General features: G+C 65.4%; 18 protein-coding genes. 12 read left to right on the forward strand and 6 right to left on the reverse strand.

Translation table 11 applies throughout. The features are described 5' to 3' along the window. Position 1 precedes the first annotated feature (1 nt). From RC54_RS11590 to RC54_RS11620, 7 genes are all read left to right on the forward strand, one after another. Positions 2-1,363, forward strand: coding sequence for an ATP-binding protein (locus RC54_RS11590; protein WP_061789153.1), 1,362 nt, complete (start codon positions 2-4; stop codon positions 1,361-1,363). Positions 1,364-1,494: 131 nt separating this feature from the next. After that, positions 1,495-2,031 (forward strand): response regulator transcription factor, encoded by a 537-nt coding sequence (locus RC54_RS11595; protein ID WP_058895397.1) that lies wholly within the window; start codon positions 1,495-1,497, stop codon positions 2,029-2,031. 112 nt (positions 2,032-2,143) lie between these two features. After that, positions 2,144-3,331, forward strand: coding sequence for an ABC transporter substrate-binding protein (locus RC54_RS11600; RefSeq protein ID WP_373281438.1), 1,188 nt, complete (start codon positions 2,144-2,146; stop codon positions 3,329-3,331). A gap of 65 nt (positions 3,332-3,396) precedes the next feature. After that, a complete protein-coding gene (locus RC54_RS11605) occupies positions 3,397-5,289 on the forward strand; it encodes an ABC transporter permease (protein ID WP_061789151.1) in 1,893 nt (630 codons plus the stop codon). Beyond that, on the forward strand, positions 5,286-6,056 hold the full coding sequence (locus RC54_RS11610; RefSeq protein ID WP_061789150.1) for an ABC transporter ATP-binding protein: 771 nt from the start codon (positions 5,286-5,288) through the stop codon (positions 6,054-6,056). The genes RC54_RS11605 and RC54_RS11610 overlap by 4 nt, the downstream gene beginning before the upstream one ends. Continuing rightward, positions 6,053-6,754 carry an ABC transporter ATP-binding protein gene (locus RC54_RS11615; RefSeq protein ID WP_061789149.1) on the forward strand — a complete coding sequence of 234 codons (702 nt, stop codon included), beginning with the start codon at positions 6,053-6,055 and terminating at the stop codon, positions 6,752-6,754. The genes RC54_RS11610 and RC54_RS11615 overlap by 4 nt, the downstream gene beginning before the upstream one ends. Positions 6,755-6,914: 160 nt before the next feature. Next, on the forward strand, positions 6,915-8,555 hold the full coding sequence (locus RC54_RS11620; RefSeq protein WP_058895402.1) for a hybrid sensor histidine kinase/response regulator: 1,641 nt from the start codon (positions 6,915-6,917) through the stop codon (positions 8,553-8,555). Positions 8,556-8,571: 16 nt separating this feature from the next. On the opposite strand, the gene bioD is transcribed toward RC54_RS11620, so the two are convergent. The 5 genes from bioD to bioB are packed head-to-tail and all read right to left on the reverse strand — an operon-like array spanning position 8,572 to position 13,972. Then, positions 8,572-9,255 carry a dethiobiotin synthase gene (bioD, locus tag RC54_RS11625; protein WP_061789148.1) on the reverse strand — a complete coding sequence of 228 codons (684 nt, stop codon included), beginning with the start codon at positions 9,253-9,255 and terminating at the stop codon, positions 8,572-8,574. After that, a complete protein-coding gene (gene bioA / locus RC54_RS11630) occupies positions 9,252-10,616 on the reverse strand; it encodes an adenosylmethionine--8-amino-7-oxononanoate transaminase (protein ID WP_061789147.1) in 1,365 nt (454 codons plus the stop codon). Before bioA ends, bioD begins: the two co-directional genes overlap by 4 nt. Then, positions 10,613-11,773: an 8-amino-7-oxononanoate synthase gene (bioF, locus tag RC54_RS11635; RefSeq protein ID WP_061789146.1), complete on the reverse strand. Its 1,161-nt coding sequence runs from the start codon at positions 11,771-11,773 to the stop codon at positions 10,613-10,615. The genes bioA and bioF overlap by 4 nt, the downstream gene beginning before the upstream one ends. Before the next feature lie 10 nt (positions 11,774-11,783). Then, positions 11,784-12,962 (reverse strand): cytochrome P450, encoded by a 1,179-nt coding sequence (locus RC54_RS11640; protein ID WP_061789145.1) that lies wholly within the window; start codon positions 12,960-12,962, stop codon positions 11,784-11,786. Then, entirely contained in the window at positions 12,962-13,972 is a 1,011-nt protein-coding gene (gene bioB, locus RC54_RS11645) for a biotin synthase BioB (protein WP_061789144.1), read from the reverse strand. Before bioB ends, RC54_RS11640 begins: the two co-directional genes overlap by 1 nt. A gap of 131 nt (positions 13,973-14,103) precedes the next feature. Between bioB and RC54_RS11650 the strand changes: the two genes are divergently transcribed. Further along, positions 14,104-14,730 carry a GntR family transcriptional regulator gene (locus tag RC54_RS11650; protein WP_017453450.1) on the forward strand — a complete coding sequence of 209 codons (627 nt, stop codon included), beginning with the start codon at positions 14,104-14,106 and terminating at the stop codon, positions 14,728-14,730. Between the two features lie 8 nt (positions 14,731-14,738). Here the strand turns inward: RC54_RS11650 and RC54_RS11655 are convergent, their stop codons facing one another. Next, complete coding sequence (locus RC54_RS11655; RefSeq protein WP_058895408.1) at positions 14,739-15,458, reverse strand: alpha/beta fold hydrolase; 720 nt, start codon at positions 15,456-15,458, stop codon at positions 14,739-14,741. Positions 15,459-15,607: 149 nt separating this feature from the next. On the opposite strand from RC54_RS11655, the gene RC54_RS11660 reads away from it, so the two are divergent. The 4 genes from RC54_RS11660 to tcuB all read left to right on the forward strand — a co-directional run bounded on the left by RC54_RS11660 (position 15,608) and on the right by tcuB (position 20,749). After that, positions 15,608-17,011 carry an aminotransferase-like domain-containing protein gene (locus tag RC54_RS11660; protein ID WP_061789143.1) on the forward strand — a complete coding sequence of 468 codons (1,404 nt, stop codon included), beginning with the start codon at positions 15,608-15,610 and terminating at the stop codon, positions 17,009-17,011. 74 nt (positions 17,012-17,085) lie between these two features. After that, positions 17,086-18,027 carry a LysR family transcriptional regulator gene (locus RC54_RS11665; protein WP_061789142.1) on the forward strand — a complete coding sequence of 314 codons (942 nt, stop codon included), beginning with the start codon at positions 17,086-17,088 and terminating at the stop codon, positions 18,025-18,027. A 90-nt stretch (positions 18,028-18,117) separates the two neighbouring features. Further along, positions 18,118-19,527 (forward strand): FAD-dependent tricarballylate dehydrogenase TcuA, encoded by a 1,410-nt coding sequence (gene tcuA, locus RC54_RS11670; RefSeq protein ID WP_017453446.1) that lies wholly within the window; start codon positions 18,118-18,120, stop codon positions 19,525-19,527. After that, complete coding sequence (tcuB, locus tag RC54_RS11675) at positions 19,514-20,749, forward strand: tricarballylate utilization 4Fe-4S protein TcuB (RefSeq protein WP_058895412.1); 1,236 nt, start codon at positions 19,514-19,516, stop codon at positions 20,747-20,749. The genes tcuA and tcuB overlap by 14 nt, the downstream gene beginning before the upstream one ends. Positions 20,750-20,764 lie beyond the last annotated feature (15 nt).

Here is a 20,764-nt window from a genome sequence, read left to right on the forward strand (position 1 = left end):
CGTGAGCACCACCGATACCTTCGCCAAGCGCAAGACCCTGCGCGAGCGCTGGCAGCGCCTGCGCCAGGGCGAGCAGAATCCGGCCGGCCACCAGAATATGCTGCTGCTGATCCAGTTGCGCTGGCTGGCCGTGCTGGGGCAGGTCTCCACGATTGCCTTCGTGGTGCTGGTGTTCGAGCTGCCCCTGCCATTGCCGCACATGCTGGAGGTGCTGTCCTGCCTGATCGCCTTCAATATCGCCAGCCACCTGCGCTGGCATGAGCGCCGCATCGCCACCAATGCCGAACTGTTCCTGGCCTTGCTGGTGGATGTGGCGGTGCTGACCTTCCAGCTCTACTTGAGCGGGGGCATCACCAATCCCTTCGCCTTTCTCTACCTGATGCAGATCATCCTCTCGGCGGTGCTCCTGAAGCCCTGGTCGAGCTGGGCCATCGTCGGCGTGACCATGCTCTGCCTGGCCGGGCTGGCGCTGTTTTCCGAACCGCTGCCGCTGCCGCCGGACCATAACGCGGGCCTCTTGAGCCTGTACGTGGAAGGCACGCTGATCTGCTTCCTGCTCAATGCTGGGCTGATGGTGTTCTTCATCACCCGCATCAGCAGTAACCTGCGCGCCGGTGACGCCTTGCTGGCCGACCTGCGCCAGCGTGCCGCCGAGGAAGACCACATCGTGCGCATGGGCCTGTTGGCCTCGGGCGCGGCGCATGAACTGGGTACGCCCTTGGCCACCGTCTCGGTCATCCTGGGCGACTGGAAGCGGATGCCCGAAATCAGCCAGCGTCCCGACATGCTGGACGACATCAGCGAGATGGAAGCGCAGTTGCAGCGCTGCAAGTCCATCGTCAGCGGCGTCTTGCTCTCGGCCGGGCAGGCGCGCGGCGAGTCCTCCATCAAGACCACCCTCAACACCTTCCTCGACAGCGTGGCCGAGGACTGGCGCAAGACACGGCCGGTGGAGGTGTTCGAGTATCGCAACCTGATCGAACAGGATGTGCCGGTCGCCTTCGACTCGGCCATCAAGCAGATGCTGGGCAATGTGCTGGACAATGCCTTCGAAGTCTCGCCCCAGTGGCTGGCGTTGCAGGTGCGCAGGGAAGGGGACTTGCTGCTCATGGAAGTGAGCGACCAGGGGCCCGGTTTCCCGGACTGGATGATCAACCAGATTGGCAAGCCCTACCAATCCACCAAGGGCAAGCCGGGACGCGGGCTGGGCTTGTTCTTCGTGGTCAATGTGGCGCGCAAGCTGGGCGGGCGGGTATGGGCCAGCAATCTCGACGGTGGCGGCGCCCGGGTCACGCTGGAGCTGCCCTTGTCGGCCATCAGCCTGGAAAGCGGCGAGCACGGGGACTTTCCCGGCCCTGCTTGATGTACCGCAAGCCAGGCCTGACGCGTCTTTGACTGACATCATTTCCTTTTTCTTCAGGTGCCGCCCATGCCCGGTGCCGTATCGCCTTACAATAGCGCCTTCGGGAAAGTAGAAGAAATAGGAAATGCAACATGCCGGCTGATCGCCTGCTTCTGATCATCGAGGACGATGCCGCTTTCGCACGCACCCTGGGGCGCTCCTTCGAGCGGCGTGGCTACACGGTCTTGCTGGCCGCCAACCAGGAAGAAGCGGCGGCTCATCTCAAAGACCATCATCCCGGCTATGCCGTGGTCGACCTCAAGCTGGGCGGCAATGCGTCCGGCCTGGCCTGTGTGCAGATGCTGCACGCCCACGACGAGCACATGCTCATCGTGGTGCTGACCGGCTTTGCCAGCATCACCACGGCGGTCGAAGCCATCAAGCTGGGCGCCTGCCAATACCTGGCCAAGCCCTCCAACACCGATGACATCGAAGCCGCCTTCGGTCATGTGGCCGGCGTGGCCGAGCTGGAATTGCCCGCCCGTGCCACCTCCATCAAGACCCTGGAATGGGAACGCATCCACGAGGTGTTGGTAGATACCGATTTCAACATCTCCGAAACCGCGCGTCGCCTCGGTATGCACCGTCGTACCCTGGCGCGCAAGCTGGAAAAACAGCGTGTGAAGTAATCTGCACACGCCGGCGCCAGCGGTTATCATTACGCCCGCCCCGCGCGCTCAAGCGGGCCGGGCACTCTCATCAGAAGGGAATGACGTGAACCATTTCAACTTCCAGCGCGGCCTGCTGTGGGCCGGTGTCGCGACCATACTGAATTTTTCTTCCGGCATTGCCCTGGCGCAAGACAGCATCAAGATCGGCGAGATCAACAGCTACAAGGCGCAGCCGGCGTTCCTCGAACCGTATCGCCGTGGCTGGGAAATGGCGCTCGATGAAGTCAATGCCGCCGGCGGCGTGCTGGGCAAGAAGCTGGAAGTGATTGCCCGCGACGACAACGGCAACCCCGGCGACTCGGTCCGTGTGGCCGAAGAATTGATGGCGCGTGAACGGGTGGCATTGCTGTTCGGCGGCTTCCTCTCCAACACCGGCCTGGCGCTGACCGACTACGCCAAGCAGCACAAGGTGTTCTTCTTGGCGGCCGAGCCGCTGACCGACAAGATCGTCTGGCAGAACGGCAACAAGTACACCTATCGCCTGCGTCCCTCCACCACCATGCTGGTCGCCGCCGTGGTCAAGGAAGCGGTCAAGCTCAAGAAGAAGCGCTGGGCCATCGTCTATCCCAACTATGAATACGGCCAGTCGGCCGTGGCCAGCTTCAAGGCCATGATGAAGCAAGCCCAGCCGGATATCGAATTCGTGGCTGAACAAGCCCCTCCGCTGGGCAAGATCGATGCCGGCGCCGTCACCCAGGCCCTGGCCGATGCCAAGCCGGAGGCCATCTTCAATGCACTCTTTGCCGCCGACCTCGGCAAGTTCGTGCGCGAAGGCAATACCCGCGGCCTGTTCGACAACGTCGAGGTGGTGTCGCTATTGACCGGCGAACCGGAATACCTTGATCCACTGAAGAGCGAAGCGCCGCAGAACTGGATCGTCACCGGCTATCCCTGGTACGCCATCAACACGCCCGAGCACAAGAAGTTCGTCGAGGCCTACCGCAAGAAGTACAACGACTACCCCCGCAATGGCTCGCTGGTCGGATATAGCGCCCTGATGTCGATTGCCGCCGGTATCAAGAAGGCCGGCAGCACCGATGCCGACAAGCTCTCGGTCGCCTTCTCGGGCCTGAAGGTGGACACGCCGGTGGCCTCCATCGTCTATCGTCCGCAAGACCATCAGTCCACCCTGGGCGCCTTCGTCGGTCGCACTGGCCTCAAGGACGGCAAAGGCATCATGACCAGCTTCACCTATGTCGACGGTGCGACGCTGCAATTGCCCGATGCCGAGGTCAGGAAGCTGCGCCCGGCCGACTGAGATGACCGAGATGACCGAGATCGGCATGATCCTGCACCCTGATCGCAGCCGCTGGCGCTGACGCCATGACGCTGGCCAGTCTCACCGTCCAGTTGCTCAACGGCCTGGCCGACGCCTCCGCGATGTTCTTGGTGGCGGCCGGCCTGTCGCTGATCTTCGGCGTCACCCGCATCGTCAATTTCGCCCACGGTTCGTTCTACATGCTGGGCTTGTACGTGGCCTACAGCCTGGTCGATCGGCTGGGCGCGAGCGTGCTCGGTTTCTGGGCCGCCGTGCTGCTCTCGGCACTGGTGGTGGCGGCGCTGGGCGCGCTGGTCGAAGTGCTGGTGCTGCGGCGGATCTATCGGGCGCCCGAATTGTTTCAGTTGCTGGCCACCTTTGCCCTGGTGCTGGTCATCAAGGATGCCGTGCTCTGGGCCTGGGGGCCGGAAGACCTGTTTGGCCCGCGCGCTCCGGGCCTGGCCGGCGCTGTACACCTGCTGGGCCGGCGCCTGCCGCAATACGACCTGCTGTTGATCTTCATCGGTCCGCTGGTGTTCGCCCTGTTGTGGCTGCTGCTCAACCGCACGCGCTGGGGCACGCTCATTCGCGCCGCCACCCAGGACCGCGAGATGCTGGACGCGCTGGGCGTGAACCAGGCTTGGCTGTTTACTGCCGTGTTTGCGCTGGGCTGCTTCCTGGCCGGCCTGGGCGGGGCCTTGCAGGGGCCGCGCATCCCGGCCAACCTGGCGCTGGATCTGGATACCATCGGCAATGCCTTCGTGGTGGTGGTGGTCGGCGGCATGGGGTCCCTCGGCGGCGCCTTCGCGGCGGCCTTGCTGATCGCCGAGGTCAAGGCGCTGTGCATCGCACTGGGCCATGTCTCCTGGTTCGGCCTGGACATTTCTCTTTCGCGGCTCACGCTGGTGGTCGAGTTCCTGGTGATGGCCGCGATCCTGGTGCTGCGACCCTGGGGCTTGTTGGGCAAGCCGCTGGCGCTGGTGCGCTCCAGCGCCGCGCAGCAAGCGCCGCTGCGCCAGAGCAGTCGCGGCGCGCGGCTGGCGGGCCTGGCGCTGATGCTGGTGTTGCTGGCCCTGCCGCTGCTGGCCGGGCGCTTGCCCTATCTGCCGGTGCTGATGGTGGAAATCCTGATCGCCGTGCTGTTTGCCGCCAGCCTGCATTTTCTGCAGGGGCCGGGCGGCATGGTGTCCTTCGGTCATGCCGCCTATTTCGGCCTGGGCGCCTATGGCGCTGCGCTGGTGAGCTTGCAGTGGCAATGGCCGATGCCGCTGGCCATGCTGGCCGGCGCGCTGACCGCCATGGCCGCAGCGGTGCTGTTCGGCTGGTTCTGCGTGCGTCTGTCGGGCGTCTATCTCGCGATGTTGACGCTGGCCTTTGCGCAGATCGTCTGGGCTGCCATCTTCCAGTGGGATGACGTCACCGGCGGCAGCAACGGCCTGGTGGGCTTGCGTCCCAGCGAGCTGGTGGCCGCGCCCCTGGCCTATTACTACCTGGCCCTGGGCTGTGCCGCGCTGGGGGTGTATTTGCTGCGGCGGGTGATCCACGCTCCCTTCGGCCTGGCCTTGCGCGCCGCACGCGACGCCGCCGTGCGGGCCGAGTCGCTAGGCATGGATGTGCGCGCCTTGCAGTGGGGCGGCTTTGCCGTTGCCGGCCTGTTCTGCGGACTGGCCGGGGTACTGTTTGCTTTCTCCAAGGGCAGTATCTCGCCCGAGGTGGCCAGCGTGGGGCGTTCGGTCGATGGCCTGGTGATGGTGATGCTGGGCGGCGTGCAAAGCCTGCTTGGCCCCTTGCTCGGTGCCGCGCTGTTCACTTGGCTGCAAGACCTGGTGGCGCGCGAGACCGATTACTGGCGCGCCTTGCTGGGTGGCGTGATCCTGCTGTTGGTGCTGCTGTTCCCGGGCGGTCTGGCTGGCGCCGTGCAGCGCCTGCGTTGGCGCAGCGACGGGAGGGGCGCATGAGCCTGTTGCAGGTGCAAACCATCTCCAAGTCCTTCGGCGGCGTGGCCGCGCTCGATGCGGTGTCCTTCGACTTGCCGGCCGGGCAGATGCTGGCCTTGATCGGCCCCAATGGTGCAGGCAAATCGACCTGCTTCAATGTCATCAACGGTCAACTGCGTCCCGATGCCGGCGCCGTGCTGCTCGATGGCCACGACATCGCCGGGCTGGATGCGCGCCGCATCTGGCGCCGTGGCGTGGGACGCACCTTCCAGGTCTCGGCCGCCTTTGCCTCGCTGACGGTACTGGAAAACGTCCAGGCCGCCTTGCTCTCGCACCGGCGCCGGCTGTGGCAACTGTGGCGTCCGGCTGCGCATTGCCTGCGCGAAGACGCCATGCACCTGCTCGACCAGGTCGGCATGAGCGCCCAGGCCGAGCGTGCCTGCGGGGTACTGGCCTATGGCGACATCAAGCGGGTGGAGCTGGCCATGGCGCTGTCCAATGATCCGCGCCTGCTGTTGATGGATGAGCCCACGGCCGGCATGGCCGCGCGCGAGCGGCAGGAACTGATGGCCTTGACGCGCCGGCTGGTCAGCCAACGCGGGCTATCGGTGCTGTTTACGGAACACAGCATGGATGTGGTGTTCGCCTTTGCCGACCGCATCATCGTGCTGGCCCGCGGACAGGTGATCGCGCAGGGCGATGCGCAAGATGTGCGCCAGGATGCGCGCGTACGCGAAGTCTATTTCGGCTCCGGGGCCAGCTTCGGACACGTGGGAGCCGCATCATGAGCGCGCCACTGCTGCAGGTCGAGGGCCTCAATGCTTCCTATGGCCGCGCCCACATCCTGTTCGACCTGTCCTTGCAGGTCGGACGTGGCGAAGTGGTGGCGCTGATGGGGCGCAATGGCGCCGGCAAGTCCACCACGCTGAAATCCCTGATGGGCTTGCTCGAAGGCGGCAGCGGCACCATCACCTTCGGCGGCCGCGACATCACGCGCCTGGCCCCTTACCAGCGCGCCCGGCTGGGCCTGGGTTTCGTGCCCGAAGACCGGCGCATCTTCACCGAGCTGACGGTGCTGCAAAACCTGGAAACCGGCCGCCAGCCAATGCGCGAGGGCGCGCCGGCCTGGACCCCTGCGGCCCTGTTCGAACTCTTCCCCAACCTGGGCGCCATGCCGCATCGCCCCGGTGGACGCATGAGCGGCGGCGAGCAGCAGATGCTCACCATCGCCCGCACGCTGATGGGCAATCCGCACCTGCTGTTGCTCGATGAGCCTTCCGAAGGCGTGGCCCCGGTCATCGTCGAACAGATGGCGGCGATGATTCAACAGCTCAAGCAGCGCGGCATGTCCATCCTGCTGTGCGAGCAGAATACCCACTTCGCCGGCATGGTCAGTGACCGCGCCTACCTGCTGGAGCTGGGCCGCATCGTCCATCACGGCAGTGTCGAGCAAGTCCAAGCTCATCAGCAGCAATCCGGCCTGTAGCAAGGGCGGTGTCGCACTGTCGCCGCAATGTAACAGGTGGCTCGCATTCTTGTTGCAATTGGCGGGGAACCGCTGAGCACTCTCATGTCAAAACTCCAGTAAGCAGCTCGCTTCATCTTTCGGTATTGCAACCGAGCCCAGACTGACGGAGAACAACATCATGCCCCCACTCGCCAAGCATCCCCCGGTGCATTGGCCTGCCGACGACTACAACGATGCCGGAATACGCAACGACCACGCCAAGGTCGCGGTAGGCGATGACGCCAACGATATCTTCTTTGCCGCTGTCGAAATGACGCGGATGCCTATGATCGTGTCCGACCCCCGCAAGCCGGATAACCCGATCATCTTCGTCAACAATGCCTTCATCAACATGACCGGCTACAGCTCTGCCGAGGTGGTGGGCAAGAACTGTCGCTTCCTGCAAGGCCCGGAAACCGATCGCTCGGTGGTGGCCCAGGTGCGCCAGGCTGTGGCCGAACGACGCGAGATTGCCACCGAACTGCTGAACTACCGCAAGAATGGCTCCACCTTCTGGAATGCACTGTTCATCTCGCCGGTCTATGACCAGCAGGGCGAACTGAAGTATTTCTTCAGTTCGCAACTGGACATCAGTCGCCGCCGCGACGCCGAGCAAGCCCTGGGCCAAGCGCGCAAGATGGAAGCGCTGGGCCAGTTGACCGGCGGTATCGCCCACGACTTCAATAATCTCTTGCAAGTCATCACTGGCTATCTGGACATCATCCACCTGGCCCTGCGCAGCGAGGTGCCTGACCTGGGGCGCGTGGCGCGCAGCGCCGACAGCATCCGCAAGGCCTCCGGCAAGGCTGCCATGCTGACCCAGCAATTGCTGGCCTTCGCCCGCAAGCAGCGCCTGGAAGGGCGCACCATCAATCTCAATTCCCTGACCGAAGGCTTTACCGACCTGGTGCAGCGTACCCTGGGCGGCGATATCCAGGTGCGCACCGAACTGGCACCGGGTCTGTGGAATTGCCGGCTCGATCCGACCCAGATGGAAGTGGCCCTCTTGAACGTGCTTATCAATGCGCGCGACGCCATGTCCGGCAAGGGCACGGTACGCATCCGTACAAGCAACGAAGACCTGAGTTCGGAAGAACGCGCCCTGCAAGCCGGCCTCAAACCGGGTCTGTATGTATGCATCGCCGTCATCGACAATGGCCCCGGCATCCCTCCCGAGATCCTGCCGCGCGTCATGGATCCCTTCTTCACTACCAAGGACGAAGGCAAGGGGACCGGCCTGGGCTTGTCGATGGTCTATGGTTTCGTCAAGCAATCCGGCGGCTCGGTACGGATTTCCTCGGGGCGCGAGGGCGGTACCACCGTGGCGATCTATTTCCCGGCCACCCATGACCAGGTCGGCGGTGGCTTCGAGTACGACAATCGCACCCACAGCCAGGGCGGCAACGAGCACATCCTGGTAGTGGACGACCGCATCGAGGTGGCCGAACTGGCCCAGGCCATGCTGGAAAGCCTGGGCTATCGCGTGAGCATGGTCAATTCACCGGCCGAGGCCTTGCAGGTGATACGTACCGGCCCCACGGTCGATCTGCTGTTTACCGACCTGATCATGCCCGGCAACATGAATGGGGTAGTACTGGCGCGGGAAGCCCGGCGTGTGTTACCTTCGCTGAAAATTTTATTAACTACCGGTTACGCCAGTGAGTCGATAGAGCGACATGGCGCCGATGGCGAGTTTCCCGTCATCGACAAGCCTTATCGCCACGATGAACTGGCCCGCAAGATCCGCATTGTCCTCGACGGCGCCACTGGCGTGAGCTGAACCATGGCCCCTCCGATCAAGCTGGATCTGGCCAAGTAAGCCGCGCCGCCGCCTGGGCCGCTGTCATGCCGGGCGCCCAGGGCAGGCGGCCCAGCAGCGGCGCCTGCAGCCGTTGCACCAGGGTATCGATCATGGCATCGGCCTGATCTTCCTCGGCGTCGATGCGGTTGGCGACCCAGCCCGCCAGGCGCAGGCCGCGCCAGCGTATCGCCTGTTGCGTGAGCAGCGCATGATTGATGCAGCCCAGCCGGATGCCCACTACCAGTACCACCGGCAAGTCCAGTCTGGCGACCAGGTCATCGCTGTTGTAGCGCTCATCGAGCGGCACCATGAAGCCGCCCGCGCCTTCCACGATCAACACATCACAGAGCGCGAGCAACTGCGCATGACACTGCACCAGATGCTCCAGTTCGATGCGCACGCCTTCTGCACGGGCGGCGATATGCGGGGCAGTCGCCTGTCGCAGCAGATAGGGGTTCACCAGATGCGGCGGCAATGCCACGCTGGCGGCAGCCTGCAAGGCTTGTACATCGTCGTTACACCACTGGCCATCTGGATGCAGGAAAGCGCCCGAGGCCACCGGCTTCATGCCCGCCGCCCGCACGCCGCGTGCCGCGTGCAGGTGGACCAGCGCCGAGGCCACCAGGGTCTTGCCCACGCCGGTATCGGTGCCGGTGACGAAATAGCTGCGCCCCGTCATTGCGCCACCACCGCCGCAAAGGCCGCATCGAAGGCTGCATACAAGCGCTCACCCAACCATTGCGCCTGCTCGGCATCGAGGATGTAGGGCGGCATCACATAGAGCGCCGCGCCAATGGGCCGCACCAGCAATTCCCGTTGCGCCGCTTCGGCTGCCAGCCGGCGCGCGAAGGCCGAGGCGGTGGCGGCATCCTCGATCACGGCATCACAGGCCCAGATCATGCCGCGCTGGCGCACATGACGCACCCGCCCATCCTGCGCCAGCGGCTGCAAGGCCTGCGCCAGCACGGGGGCGAAGCGGCCATTGCGCGCCAGCACCTGCTCCTGTTCGAAGATGGCCAGGGTTTCCAGCGCGGCACGGCAGGCCAGCGGGTTGCCGGTGTAAGAGTGTGAATGCAGGAAGCCGCGCCGCAGGTCATCGTCATAGAAGGCCTGATAGATCGCCGCGCTGGCCATCACCAGCGACAGCGGCAGGTAGCCGCCGCTGATGCCCTTGGACAGGCACAGCAGGTCGGGCCAGATGCCGGCCTGTTCGCAGGCGAAGAAGCTGCCGGTGCGACCGCAGCCGACGGCGATTTCATCGGCGATCAGGTGCGCGCCATAGGTGTCGCACAGCCGGCGCAGGCCGCGCACGTAGCTCGCATCATGCATGGCCATGCCCGCCGCGCACTGCACCAGCGGCTCCACGATCACGGCGGCGATGCGCCCCTGGCGCTGTTGCAGCAGCCGCTCCACATCGGCCAGCGCCCTTGCGGCGACGTCGGCGCTACTTTCGCCGGGCCGCGCCTGGCGCGCATCGGGCGAAGCCGCGATGTGCGCCGGTCTAAGCAGCGCTTCATAGGCGGTGCGAAAGAGCGGGGTATCGGTCACCGCCAGCGCACCCACGGTTTCGCCGTGATAGCCACCGGCGATGCAGATGAATTCATTCTTGTCGGCTTGCCCGGCATTGCGCCAGGCGTGCACGCTCATCTTCAGCGCAATCTCCACCGCCGAGGCGCCATCGGAGGCATAGAAGCAGTGCCCCAGTGCCTGCCCGGTCAGCGCCGCCAGGCGCTCGGACAATTGCACCACCGGTTCATGGGTGAAGCCGGCCAGCATGGCGTGTTCCAGTTGCCCCAACTGATCGACCAGGGCGGCATTGATGCGCGCATTGGTATGACCGAACAGGTTGACCCACCAGGAACTGATGGCGTCCAGATAGCGGCGGCCCTCGGTATCGACCAGCCAGGGGCCGTGGGCGCGGGCCAGGGCGATGGGCGGCATACTTTCATGGCGCCGCATCTGGGTGCAGGGATGCCAGACGCTGCGCAGGCTGCGTGCGGCCAGGGAGTCGGCCAAGGAGTCGGGGCGGGAAAGCGTCATGCGGTGTACTCCGGTGCGAGTGCAGTCAGGGCGGCCACCAACTGCGCCACCTGCTCTGGGGTGTGCGCGGCCGACAGGCTGATGCGCAGCCGTGCCGTGGCCTTGGGAACCGTGGGCGGGCAGATCGCCGGCACCCACAAGCCCCGTGCGCGCAGCGCTGCGGCCAGGGCGCGAGCGGCGGCGTTGTCGCCCACGATCAGGGGCTGGATGGCGGTGCTGGAGGGCAGCAGTGTCCAGGGCAGTCCGGCCAGTCCCTGGCGCAATTGCGCAGCCAGGCTGTGCAGTCGCTGGCGTCGCCAGTCCTCCTTGGCGATCAGGCCGAGGCTGGCCGAGGTGGCCGCGGCCAGGGCCGGGGGATGGGCGGTGGTGAACATGTAGGTACGCGCGCGCTGCATGATCCATGCAAGCACGTCGCGCTGGCCGGCCACGAAAGCCCCGGCCACGCCCGCCGCCTTGCCCAGCGTGCCCATGTAGATCACGTGCGGCGCCTGCACTTGGGCCAGGGCCAGGCTGCCCTGGCCTTGCGGGCCCAGCACGCCCAGGCCGTGGGCGTCATCCACCAGCAGCCAGGCATCATGGCGGGCGCAGACGGCGGCCAGATCGGCCAGCGGCGCCAGGTCGCCATCCATGCTGAAGACCGCATCGGTGGCCACCAGCTTGCGACCGGCCGGGCAACGCGCCAGCACCTGTTCCAGCCGTGCCGTGTCGTTGTGGGGAAACACCTTCAGGCTGGCCCCGGACAAGCGGGCGCCGTCGATGAGGGAGGCATGGGACAGGCGATCCACGATGACCGTGTCGCCAGCGCCCACCAGGGCGCCGATCACGCCCAGGTTGGCCATGTAGCCATTGGAAAAACAGAGCGCTGCCGGCAATCCGACAAAGGCCGCCAGCTCCGCCTCCAGCCTCTCATGCGCGGCGCTGTGGCCGCTGATGAGCGCCGAGGCGGCCGCGCCCATGCCGTACTGCTGCAGGGCCGTCATGGCGGCGGCGACGATCTCCGGGTGATTGGCCAGGCCCAGGTAATCATTGCTGCAGAAGGACAGCAGATCCTGCCCTTCCACCCGCAACAGCGGCCCTTGCGGACCGTCCACCACGCGCCGGGTGCGCAGCAGGTTCTGGCTGGCCAGCGTGGCCAGGTCAGTAGTGAAATCTTGCATGGAAACTCTTTCAGAAAACCAGCGACAAGCTTTCCAGCGCGCGATAGGCGGCATGGCTGTGCCAGCGGGGTGGGGCATGGTGATGGTCCAGCGCCAGGGTAGGCAGGCGCTGCATCAGCAGGGTAAAGGCGATTTCCGCCTCCATCTGAGTGAGCGCCGCACCCAGGCAGACATGCGGTCCCTGGCCGAACGATAAATGCATGCCCTGGTCGCGCCGGATGTCAAAGCATTGCGGCTGCGCGAAACGACGGTGGTCGTGATTGGCCTGCCCGATATGCAGGATCGCCAGTTCCCCCCGGCGCAGGCTGTGGCCGCCCATCTCGACATCGGCCAGCAGGCGCCGCCCGGTATATTGCACCGGGCTGTCATAGCGCAGCATCTCACGCAGGGCCGGGCGCAGGTCGGGCTTGCCGCGATATAGCTCGGCCTTGAGTGCGGCCCATTGTTCGGGGTGGCGCAGCAAGGCCAGCAAGCCATTGCCCAGCAGGTTGCGGGTGGTCTCGTAGCCGGCAAAGAGCAGGGTGCAACATTGGGCCAGCAATTCGTTCTGGTTCAGTTGCTGCGCCTGTCGGGCCTGTAGCAGCCGCTGCATCAGGCTGTCCGCGGGCAGTGTCTGCGGGTGCTCCAGTGCCTGCGCAAAGAAGTCGCAAAGGGCCGCCATCGCGGCTTGCGCCGCCCGCGTCTGTTGCGCCTCCGGCGTCGGGCTGCCGATGAAGGTCGCCAGGTCGGAGGCCCAGTCGATGAACTGCGGCGGCACCTGCTCGGGCAGCCCCATCAGGCTGGCGATCACCAGTGCTGGCAATGGCCGGGCGAACCGGTCGATGAAATCGAAACCCTGGTGGGCCTTGGGATCGGCCACGATGGCATCGATCAATTGCTGCGCAATGCGGGTGATGGCCGGGCGCTGGGCTTCCAGGTCGGCCGGCTTGAAGCCCGGATTCAACACCCCGCGCAGACGGCGGTGGGCACGCCCATCCAGAAACAGCAGGGAGCGCGAAAACAGCCGCTTGAAGCGCAGTTGCGCCGCATCCTGCACTGCACCGGTGGCCGGCTGACCCAGACCGCTATTGATCCAGCGCGCAGCGCGCCGCACCGAGAAGCGGGGATCGCGCAGGGCCGTGGCCACTTCTTCATAGCCGCTGATGACCCAGGCGCCGCCGCAATGCGCGGCGCTCCATTGCACGCTCATCAGGCTGCTGCCGGTGCCGCTTGCAGGCCCAGCCGGGCCAGCAGCTCAAGATCGGAAGACACCGGGGCATTGGCCGTGGTCAGCAGCTTGGCGCCCAGGAAGATGGAATTGGCCCCGGCCGCAAAGCACAGTGCCTGGGTCGATTCGCTCATGCTCTCGCGTCCGGCCGACAGGCGAATCACCGCCTGCGGCAAGGTGATGCGGGCTACCGCCACGGTGCGCACGAATTCGAATTCATCCAGCGGCGCCACGTCTTGCAGCGGCGTGCCGGCAATCGGTACCAGGTGATTGATCGGCACCGATTGCGGTGGCACCGGCAGGCTGGCCAGTTGCGCGATCAATCCGGCGCGCTGGGCGCGCGTCTCGCCCATGCCGATGATGCCGCCGCAGCACACGTTCAGGCCGGCTTGCTGTACCCGTTGCAGGGTATCGAGCCGGTCCTGGTAGCTGCGGGTGGAAATGACCTGCTCATAGAAATCGGGGGCGGTGTCGAGGTTGTGGTTGTAGTAGTCCAGGCCGGCTTCTTTCAAGGCATCGGCCTGGGCTTGTTCCAGCATCCCCAGGGTCATGCAGGTTTCCAGGCCGAGTGCGCGCACCTGGGTGACCATGTCGGTGAGCGCGGCCATGTCGCGTTGCTTGGGATTGCGCCAGGCCGCGCCCATGCAAAAGCGCGTCGCGCCTTGTGCGCGGGCGGCCTGGGCGGCCTGCACCACATCGTCCACGGCCATGAGCTTGCTGGCTGGCACGCCGGCGTCCTGGTGATGGGCCGACTGCGAGCAATAGCCGCAATCCTCGGCGCAGCCCCCGGTCTTGATCGACAACAGGCTCGATAGCTGCACCTGGTTGGCCGGGTGATGCTGGCGATGCACGCTCTGGGCCTGGTATAGCAGATCGAGGAAGGGCAGGGCGAACAAGGCTTCGGTGGCGCGGCTGTCGATGGCGCTGGCCGGGCGGTGGAAATGCAGCGGTGCGCTGGCCTGGGTGGGGAGGGCGGAGGTGCACTGGCTCATAGATAGAATCCGTTCCGAAAGTGAAAACGCATGAAAAGCCTTAGAATTACGCTTCGGCGGATTCTAACTTCGCTCAAATTCGTTTAACAATTTATTTTTTCATAGATTATCTATAAATGAGTGGCCTGAACATGGAGCATCCGAGCACCGTCGAACGCATCGCCGAGGTCTTGCGCACGCGCATCATCCGCGGCGAGATCGCAGGCGGGGCGGCGCTTCGGCAAGATCACGTGGCCCAGGAATTCCAGTCCAGCCATGTGCCGGTGCGGGAAGCATTTCGTCAGTTGGAAGCTGAAGGATTGGTCCTCACTTTGCCCCGTCGCGGGGTGCGGGTGACCATGGTCGATAGGGCGGCAGTGAAGGAAAACGCCGAGATGCGCGGGGCGCTGGAAATCCTGGCCTTACGCCACAGCGTGCGCAAATTCACCTCCGAGCACATCGCGCAACTGGAACAGGCACAGCAAGCCTGTGCCCAGGCGGCTTCGCTGGTGGAATGGGATGCCGCCAACAACCTGTTCCACGACATCCTCTCCAGCCAATGCGCCATGCCACGCCTGCTGGCGGTGTTGAAGCAATTGCAGTTGACCAATTCGCGCTACCTGTTCTCGACCGGCTTCAAGCGCGGCTGGCAGCCGCGCTCCGATCATGATCACATGCTCATCATCGACGCCCTCAAGGATAAGAAGACCGACCGCGCCGTGCAGTTGCTGAGTATGCACATCGGCACCATGGAGCGGGTCGGCTTCGTGGCGGGTTAGTTCAGAGGTCACACTTCAGTTGCCATCCGGTGCAGCATCTCGGCCGTTGCGCTTGGTCGCGAGAGGAAGGGAGAATGCCCGCTTTCCAGCTCCTTGATGCGAGCACAACCGGAACGCGCCGCCATCACCCGTTGCAGCACCGGATCGATGGCGCGGTCCTGGGTGCAGACGATGTAGCTCTTGGGGACCTTGCCGTAGCGCTCGGGGCTGACCTCGACCGGCGTCATCATGGGCGCAATGGCCTGCGACTGGAATTGCGGCGCCGCCCAGTGCGCCACCGCGTAGGGCGCATCCTGCATGAAGGTAGCGACCCGCGAATCGGCCGCCGTCCGGGTGGCCACGGCGTCGCTCTGGATGTCCAGCGCCGGCTGGTGAGACGGTGCCAGTGCGGACAAGGACGCCAGCGAGTCACCATTGCCCGGTACGAAGGCGCACAGGTAGATCACCCGCGCCAGGCTGTCGGCGGCGCGTTCGGCGGCAGCCGTCACGGCAATGCCACCCATGCTGTGGCCCACCAGCGTGACGCGCTTGCCGATGGCCTGGATGGCTTGCACGATGGTGTCTGCATACAGGCTCAGGCTCACCTGCTGCAAGGGGGTGGCGTCTTCACCGCTGCCGGGCAAGTCGATGCTGTGGACCTCATGGCCACGCATGGTCAGCTCGGCCGATACGGCCGGCCAGACCCATTTGCCCTGCCAGGCGCCGTGGATGAGAAGGAAATTGGCCATGGAGTAGTCCTTGCTTGCGTATGTGAAGAATTTTGTATGGATTTGTGTTTAATTGAAATCCATACTAGCATTGAGCCCGTACTGCAACAATCCAGACAAGATCCCTACAACACCCAGCCATGACCGGCTGACCACGCCCCAGGACCCGTATGGAAAGACCCGACAGATCGGACCGCTCACTGCACTGGATCGGCCGTTTCGCCGCCAATGACGGCCCGCGCTATCTGCAGATCGTCGCCTTCATGGAGCAAGCCATTTCGGATGAACGCCTCAAACCCGGCGACCGCCTGCCGCCGCAGCGTCTGCTGGCCGATCATCTAGGGGTCGACCTGACCACGGTCACCCGCGCCTATACCGAGGCGCGTCGCCGCCATCTGCTGGAGGCGCGCGGCTCGGCTGGCACCTTCGTGGCGGCGCCCAAGGTCGACTTGAGCCAGGTGATCGACTTGTCCATGAACATTCCACCGCCTCCGGCCGGTGTCGATCTGGATGACCTGTTGCGCCAGGGGGTGTCGCAGATCCTGATCCATAGCGACGCCGACCTGCTGATGACTTACCACCTGGGCGGCGGCAGCAGTGCCGACCGCGCCGCCGGGGCGATGTGGCTGCAGGAACTGCTTGGTCACATCGATGAGCGCCGCGTGCTGGTCTGCCCCGGCGCGCAAGCGGCGCTGGCCGCCTTGCTGTTGTCGCAGACCCAGCCCGGGGAGGTGATCCTGGCCGAGCCGCTGACCTATCCCGGCCTGCTGACGGCGGCCGCTCAACTGGGTCGACGCGTGGTGGCCGTGGGCGTCGATGGCGAAGGCATGAGGCCGGACCTGTTGCAGACCATGGCGCGCAAGCACGGCGCACGCCTGGTCTATCTGAATCCTACCCTGCAGAACCCGACCACCCATATCATGCCAGCCGCGCGGCGCGCCGAGATCGCCGCGGTCGTCACACGCCTGAACCTGCGCGTGATCGAAGACGACCCCTATTGGCGCTTCGCTGCGCACGCGCCCAAGCCGCTGGCGCACTATGCGCCGCAGCACGTGTTCTATGTTTCGACGCTTTCCAAGTGCCTGCTGCCGGGGCTGCGCACGGCCTATGTGGTCACGCCCGAGGGCGTGGGGCAGGAAGAGTTGCTGGGCGCGCTGCGCTCCTTTGTGCTGATGTCCACGCCGCTGATGACGGCGCTGTCCACCCAGTGGATCCACGATGGCACTGCCGACAAACTGCTGGAAGGCATCCGCCATGAAGCCAGGACGCGCCAGGAGTTGGCATTGCGCACCTTGGGCGATGCCGACCTGGCCGGCGCGGGCGGTATCCATCTCTGGAAGGCGCTGCCGGGTCATTGGAACGGGCCGGATTTCGTGCTCAAGGCACGCCAGGCCGGCTTGAACGTGGTGGCGCACGACAGTTTCCAGGTGGGGCAGACCGATCCACGGCAGGATCGGACGGCCTACATCCGCATCTCGCTGGGGCGCTCGCGCAGCGGTTTCGAGCTGGTCAATGCATTGCGGCGGTTGATGGAACTGGCCCATCGGCGCAGCGTGCGCGAAGTCGTCGTTTAAAGCAAAGCCAGAGCGGGCCGCCGCTATGGCATCATGCGCGCTCGCACTCAACGTTCTACTTCCCGCTTATCGCCATGGAAATTCGCCAGCTCAGATATTTCGCCAGCATCGTCGAACACGGCAGCATCGGCAAGGCCGCGCTGGAACTGGGCATGGTCACATCGGCCTTGAGTCAGCAGATCACCCGGCTGGAAAACGAATTGGCCACGCGGCTTCTGCAGCGCACCTCCACCGGGGTGATACCGACCGACGCCGGCATCGCTTTCCTCAAGCAGGCGCAACTGGCCCTGCGCCATCTGGATGACGCCGCCCTGGCCGCGCGCCAGGCCCGGCTCTCCGGCCACGTCAGCGTGGGCTTGGCCTCCAGCACGGCCGGCGTGATGGGACTGGCCTTCATGAGCGCCATGCGCGAGCGCTATCCCGATGTGCGGCTGCGCATGGTGGAAAGCCTTTCCGGTCATCTGGGGGCGATGCTGGGGGCGCGCCAGATCGATCTGGCGATCCTGTTCCAGGAAGAGCCGGCGCAGCGCTGGAGTGTCTTGCCATTGCTCGATGAACGCCTGTTCGTGATCGGTGCTCAGGGGCGGCCCGGCTTGCCGGGCGGGCGCCAGGCGCGCCTGGGCAAGCTGGGCGAGTTGCCGCTGATCCTGCCGACCCGTAAGCATGGCCTGCGCTCCTTGCTGGATGCAGCGTTTCACCATGCCGGCTATAGCCCGCACATCGTCATGGAAGTCGATGGCTTGCCGATGCTCATGGATGCCGTGCGCGCCGGTATCGGCGCCACCATCCAGCCGGGAGCCGCCCTGGCGCGACCGGAAAATGCCGGCCTCAAGAGCGTGCCCATCGCCGGCAGTGATGCCACCCGGCCCAACCTGATCGTGAGCGTCTCCGACGATGAACTCTCGCCGGCCGGGCTGGCGGCCCGCGTACTGCTGGCCGAGGTAGCGCGCCAGCAGGTGGGGCAGGGACGCTGGCCGGGTGCCAGCTTGCGCAGCGGCCCCCTTCACAAAAACTGAATACCCCTTGCTGGCGCGCCGATAGCGGCGCAGCGGCCGGCTGCCTATAGTCGCCCTCCTAGACCAATGAAAAGAAAAGGAGGGACGGCGATGTTCGACGTTCTGGTGATCGGCGGCGGCAATGCCGCCCTGTGCGCGGCCTTGATGGCGCGCGAGGCGGGCGCCTCGGTACTGCTGCTGGAGTCGGCTCCACGCGCCTGGCGCGGTGGCAACTCGCAGCACACCCGCAACCTGCGCTGTATGCACGAGGCACCCCAGGACGTGCTGGTGGAGGCTTACCCGGAAGAGGAATACTGGCAAGACCTGCTCAAGGTCACCGGCGGCCTCACCGACGAACACCTGGCACGCCTGACCATCCGCGCCTCGGCCACCTGCCGGCCCTGGATGCGCAAGCACGGCGTGCATTTCCAGCCACCGCTGTCGGGTGCGCTGCACGTGGCGCGCACCAATGCCTTCTTCATGGGCGGCGGCAAGGCCCTGGTCAATGCCTACTACCGCAGTGCCGAGGCACTGGGCGTGGAAATCCGCTACGAGACCCCGGTCGATGCCATCGAACTGGACGGTAGCCGCTTCGTGGCCGCCCGCAGCGGCGGCCAGCGCTTCACGGCGCGCAGTTGCGTATTGGCTGCCGGTGGCTTCGAATCCAACCGCGAATGGTTGCGCCAGGCCTGGGGCCAGAATGCCCGCGGCGAGTGGCCTGCCGACAATTTCCTCATCCGTGGCACGCGTTTCAACCGGGGCGACCTGCTGCGCTTCATGATCGATGCCGGTGCCGACAGCATCGGCGACCCAACGCAAGCTCACATGGTCGCTATCGATGCCCGCGCACCGCTCTATGACGGCGGCATCTGCACCCGCATCGACTGCGTGTCGCTGGGGGTGGTGGTCAACCGCGACGGCCAGCGTTTCTACGATGAGGGCGAGGATTTCTGGCCCAAGCGCTATGCGATCTGGGGCCGCCTGGTGGCGCAACAGCCGGGACAGGTGGCGTATTCCATCATCGATGCCCAGGCGGTAGGCCATTTCATGCCACCGGTGTTTCCCGGCGAAAAGGCCGACAGCCTGCCGCAACTGGCGCGCCAGCTGGGGCTGCCGGAAGCCACCTTCGTGCAGACCGTGCAAGCCTACAACGCCGCCTGCCGCCAGGGACGCTTCGACCATACGGTGCTGGACGACTGCCATACCGCCGGCCTGGAGCCGCCCAAGACCCACTGGGCGCGCCCGCTGGAGCGCGCGCCGTTCTACGGCTATGCCTTGCGCCCAGGAGTGACCTTCACCTATCTAGGCTTGAAAGTGAACGATCGCGCCCAGGTCCATTTCTCTGGCCAGCCCAGCGACAACCTTTTCGTGGCCGGCGAGATGATGGCCGGCAACGTGCTCGGCAAGGGCTATACGGCCGGCGTGGGCATGTCCATCGGCACCGCCTTCGGACGCATCGCCGGCAGCCAGGCGGCACAGGCGGCCGCCCGCCACTCTGGAGTTTTCCATGCAACAGCTTGAATCCCTGACCGAGATCGCGCGCCGCGATGCGCAGCCGGTCGGCTCCGTCACCACTGGTACCACCGATGCCCAGAGACGGGCACGCATCATTCCCATCGTCCCGGTCACGGCCATGAATGCCGATGAAACCGAGGTGGCGCGGCAGATGCAGATCTGCAATGCCTGCCGTTATTGTGAAGGGTTCTGCGCGGTGTTCCCGGCCATGACACGGCGCCTGGAATTCGGCAAGGCCGATGTGCATTACCTGGCCAACCTGTGCCACAACTGCGGGGCCTGCTATCACGCCTGCCAATATGCGCCGCCGCATGAGTTTGCAGTCAACGTGCCCAAGGCCATGGCACGGGTGCGGCTCGATACCTATTCCAGCTACGCCTGGCCGGCCGCCGCCGGCGCGCTGTACCGGCGTAACGGCCTGACCGTGGCGCTGGCGCTGGCCGGCGCGCTGGTGCTGTTCCTGCTGCTGGCGCTGGCGGCCAATGGCACGTTGGTGGCCAGTCCGGCTGGCGGCAACTTCTACGCGGTCTTTCCGCATGGCCGGTTGGCGGCGATGTTCGGTACCGTCTTCGGTCTGGCGGTACTGGCGCTGGCGGTGGGGGTACGGCGCTTCTGGCGGGAAATCGCCGCCGGCACCGCCAGTGGTGCCAGTGCTGCAGCAGCGGCCGAGGCCAGCCACAACGTACTGACACTCACCTACCTGGGCGGTGGTCACGGCGAGGGCTGCAATGAGGCCGACGACGCCTATACGCTGCTGCGTCGGCGCTTCCACCATCTGACCTTCTACGGTTTCATGCTGTGCTTTGCCGCGACCTCGGTGGCGACCCTGTACCACTACCTGCTGGCGCTGGAAGCACCGTATCCGTTCTGGAGCCTGCCGGTTCTGCTGGGTACAACCGGTGGCATCGGTCTGCTGATCGGCCCGGCCGGGTTGCTGTGGCTGAACCTGCGGCGTGACCCGGTCCGCGGCGACCTCCGTCAGCGCCCCATGGATCGCGCCTTCATCGTCTTGCTGCTGTTGATCAGCGCCACCGGCCTGGCCCTGCTGGCCTGGCGCGACAGTGCGGCCATGGCGCTCCTGCTGGCACTGCACCTGGGGTGCGTGATGGCGCTCTTCCTCACGCTGCCCTACGGCAAGTTCGCCCATGGCATCTACCGCAGCGCGGCGCTGCTCAAGTCGGCCATCGAGAAGCGCCAGCCGCTGCGCCACGATCCCGGCTCGGCCTGATCCAGACCCGGATCC

The organism is Herbaspirillum rubrisubalbicans (assembly GCF_003719195.1).
GTDB classification, from domain to species: Bacteria; Pseudomonadota; Gammaproteobacteria; order Burkholderiales; family Burkholderiaceae_D; genus Herbaspirillum; species Herbaspirillum rubrisubalbicans.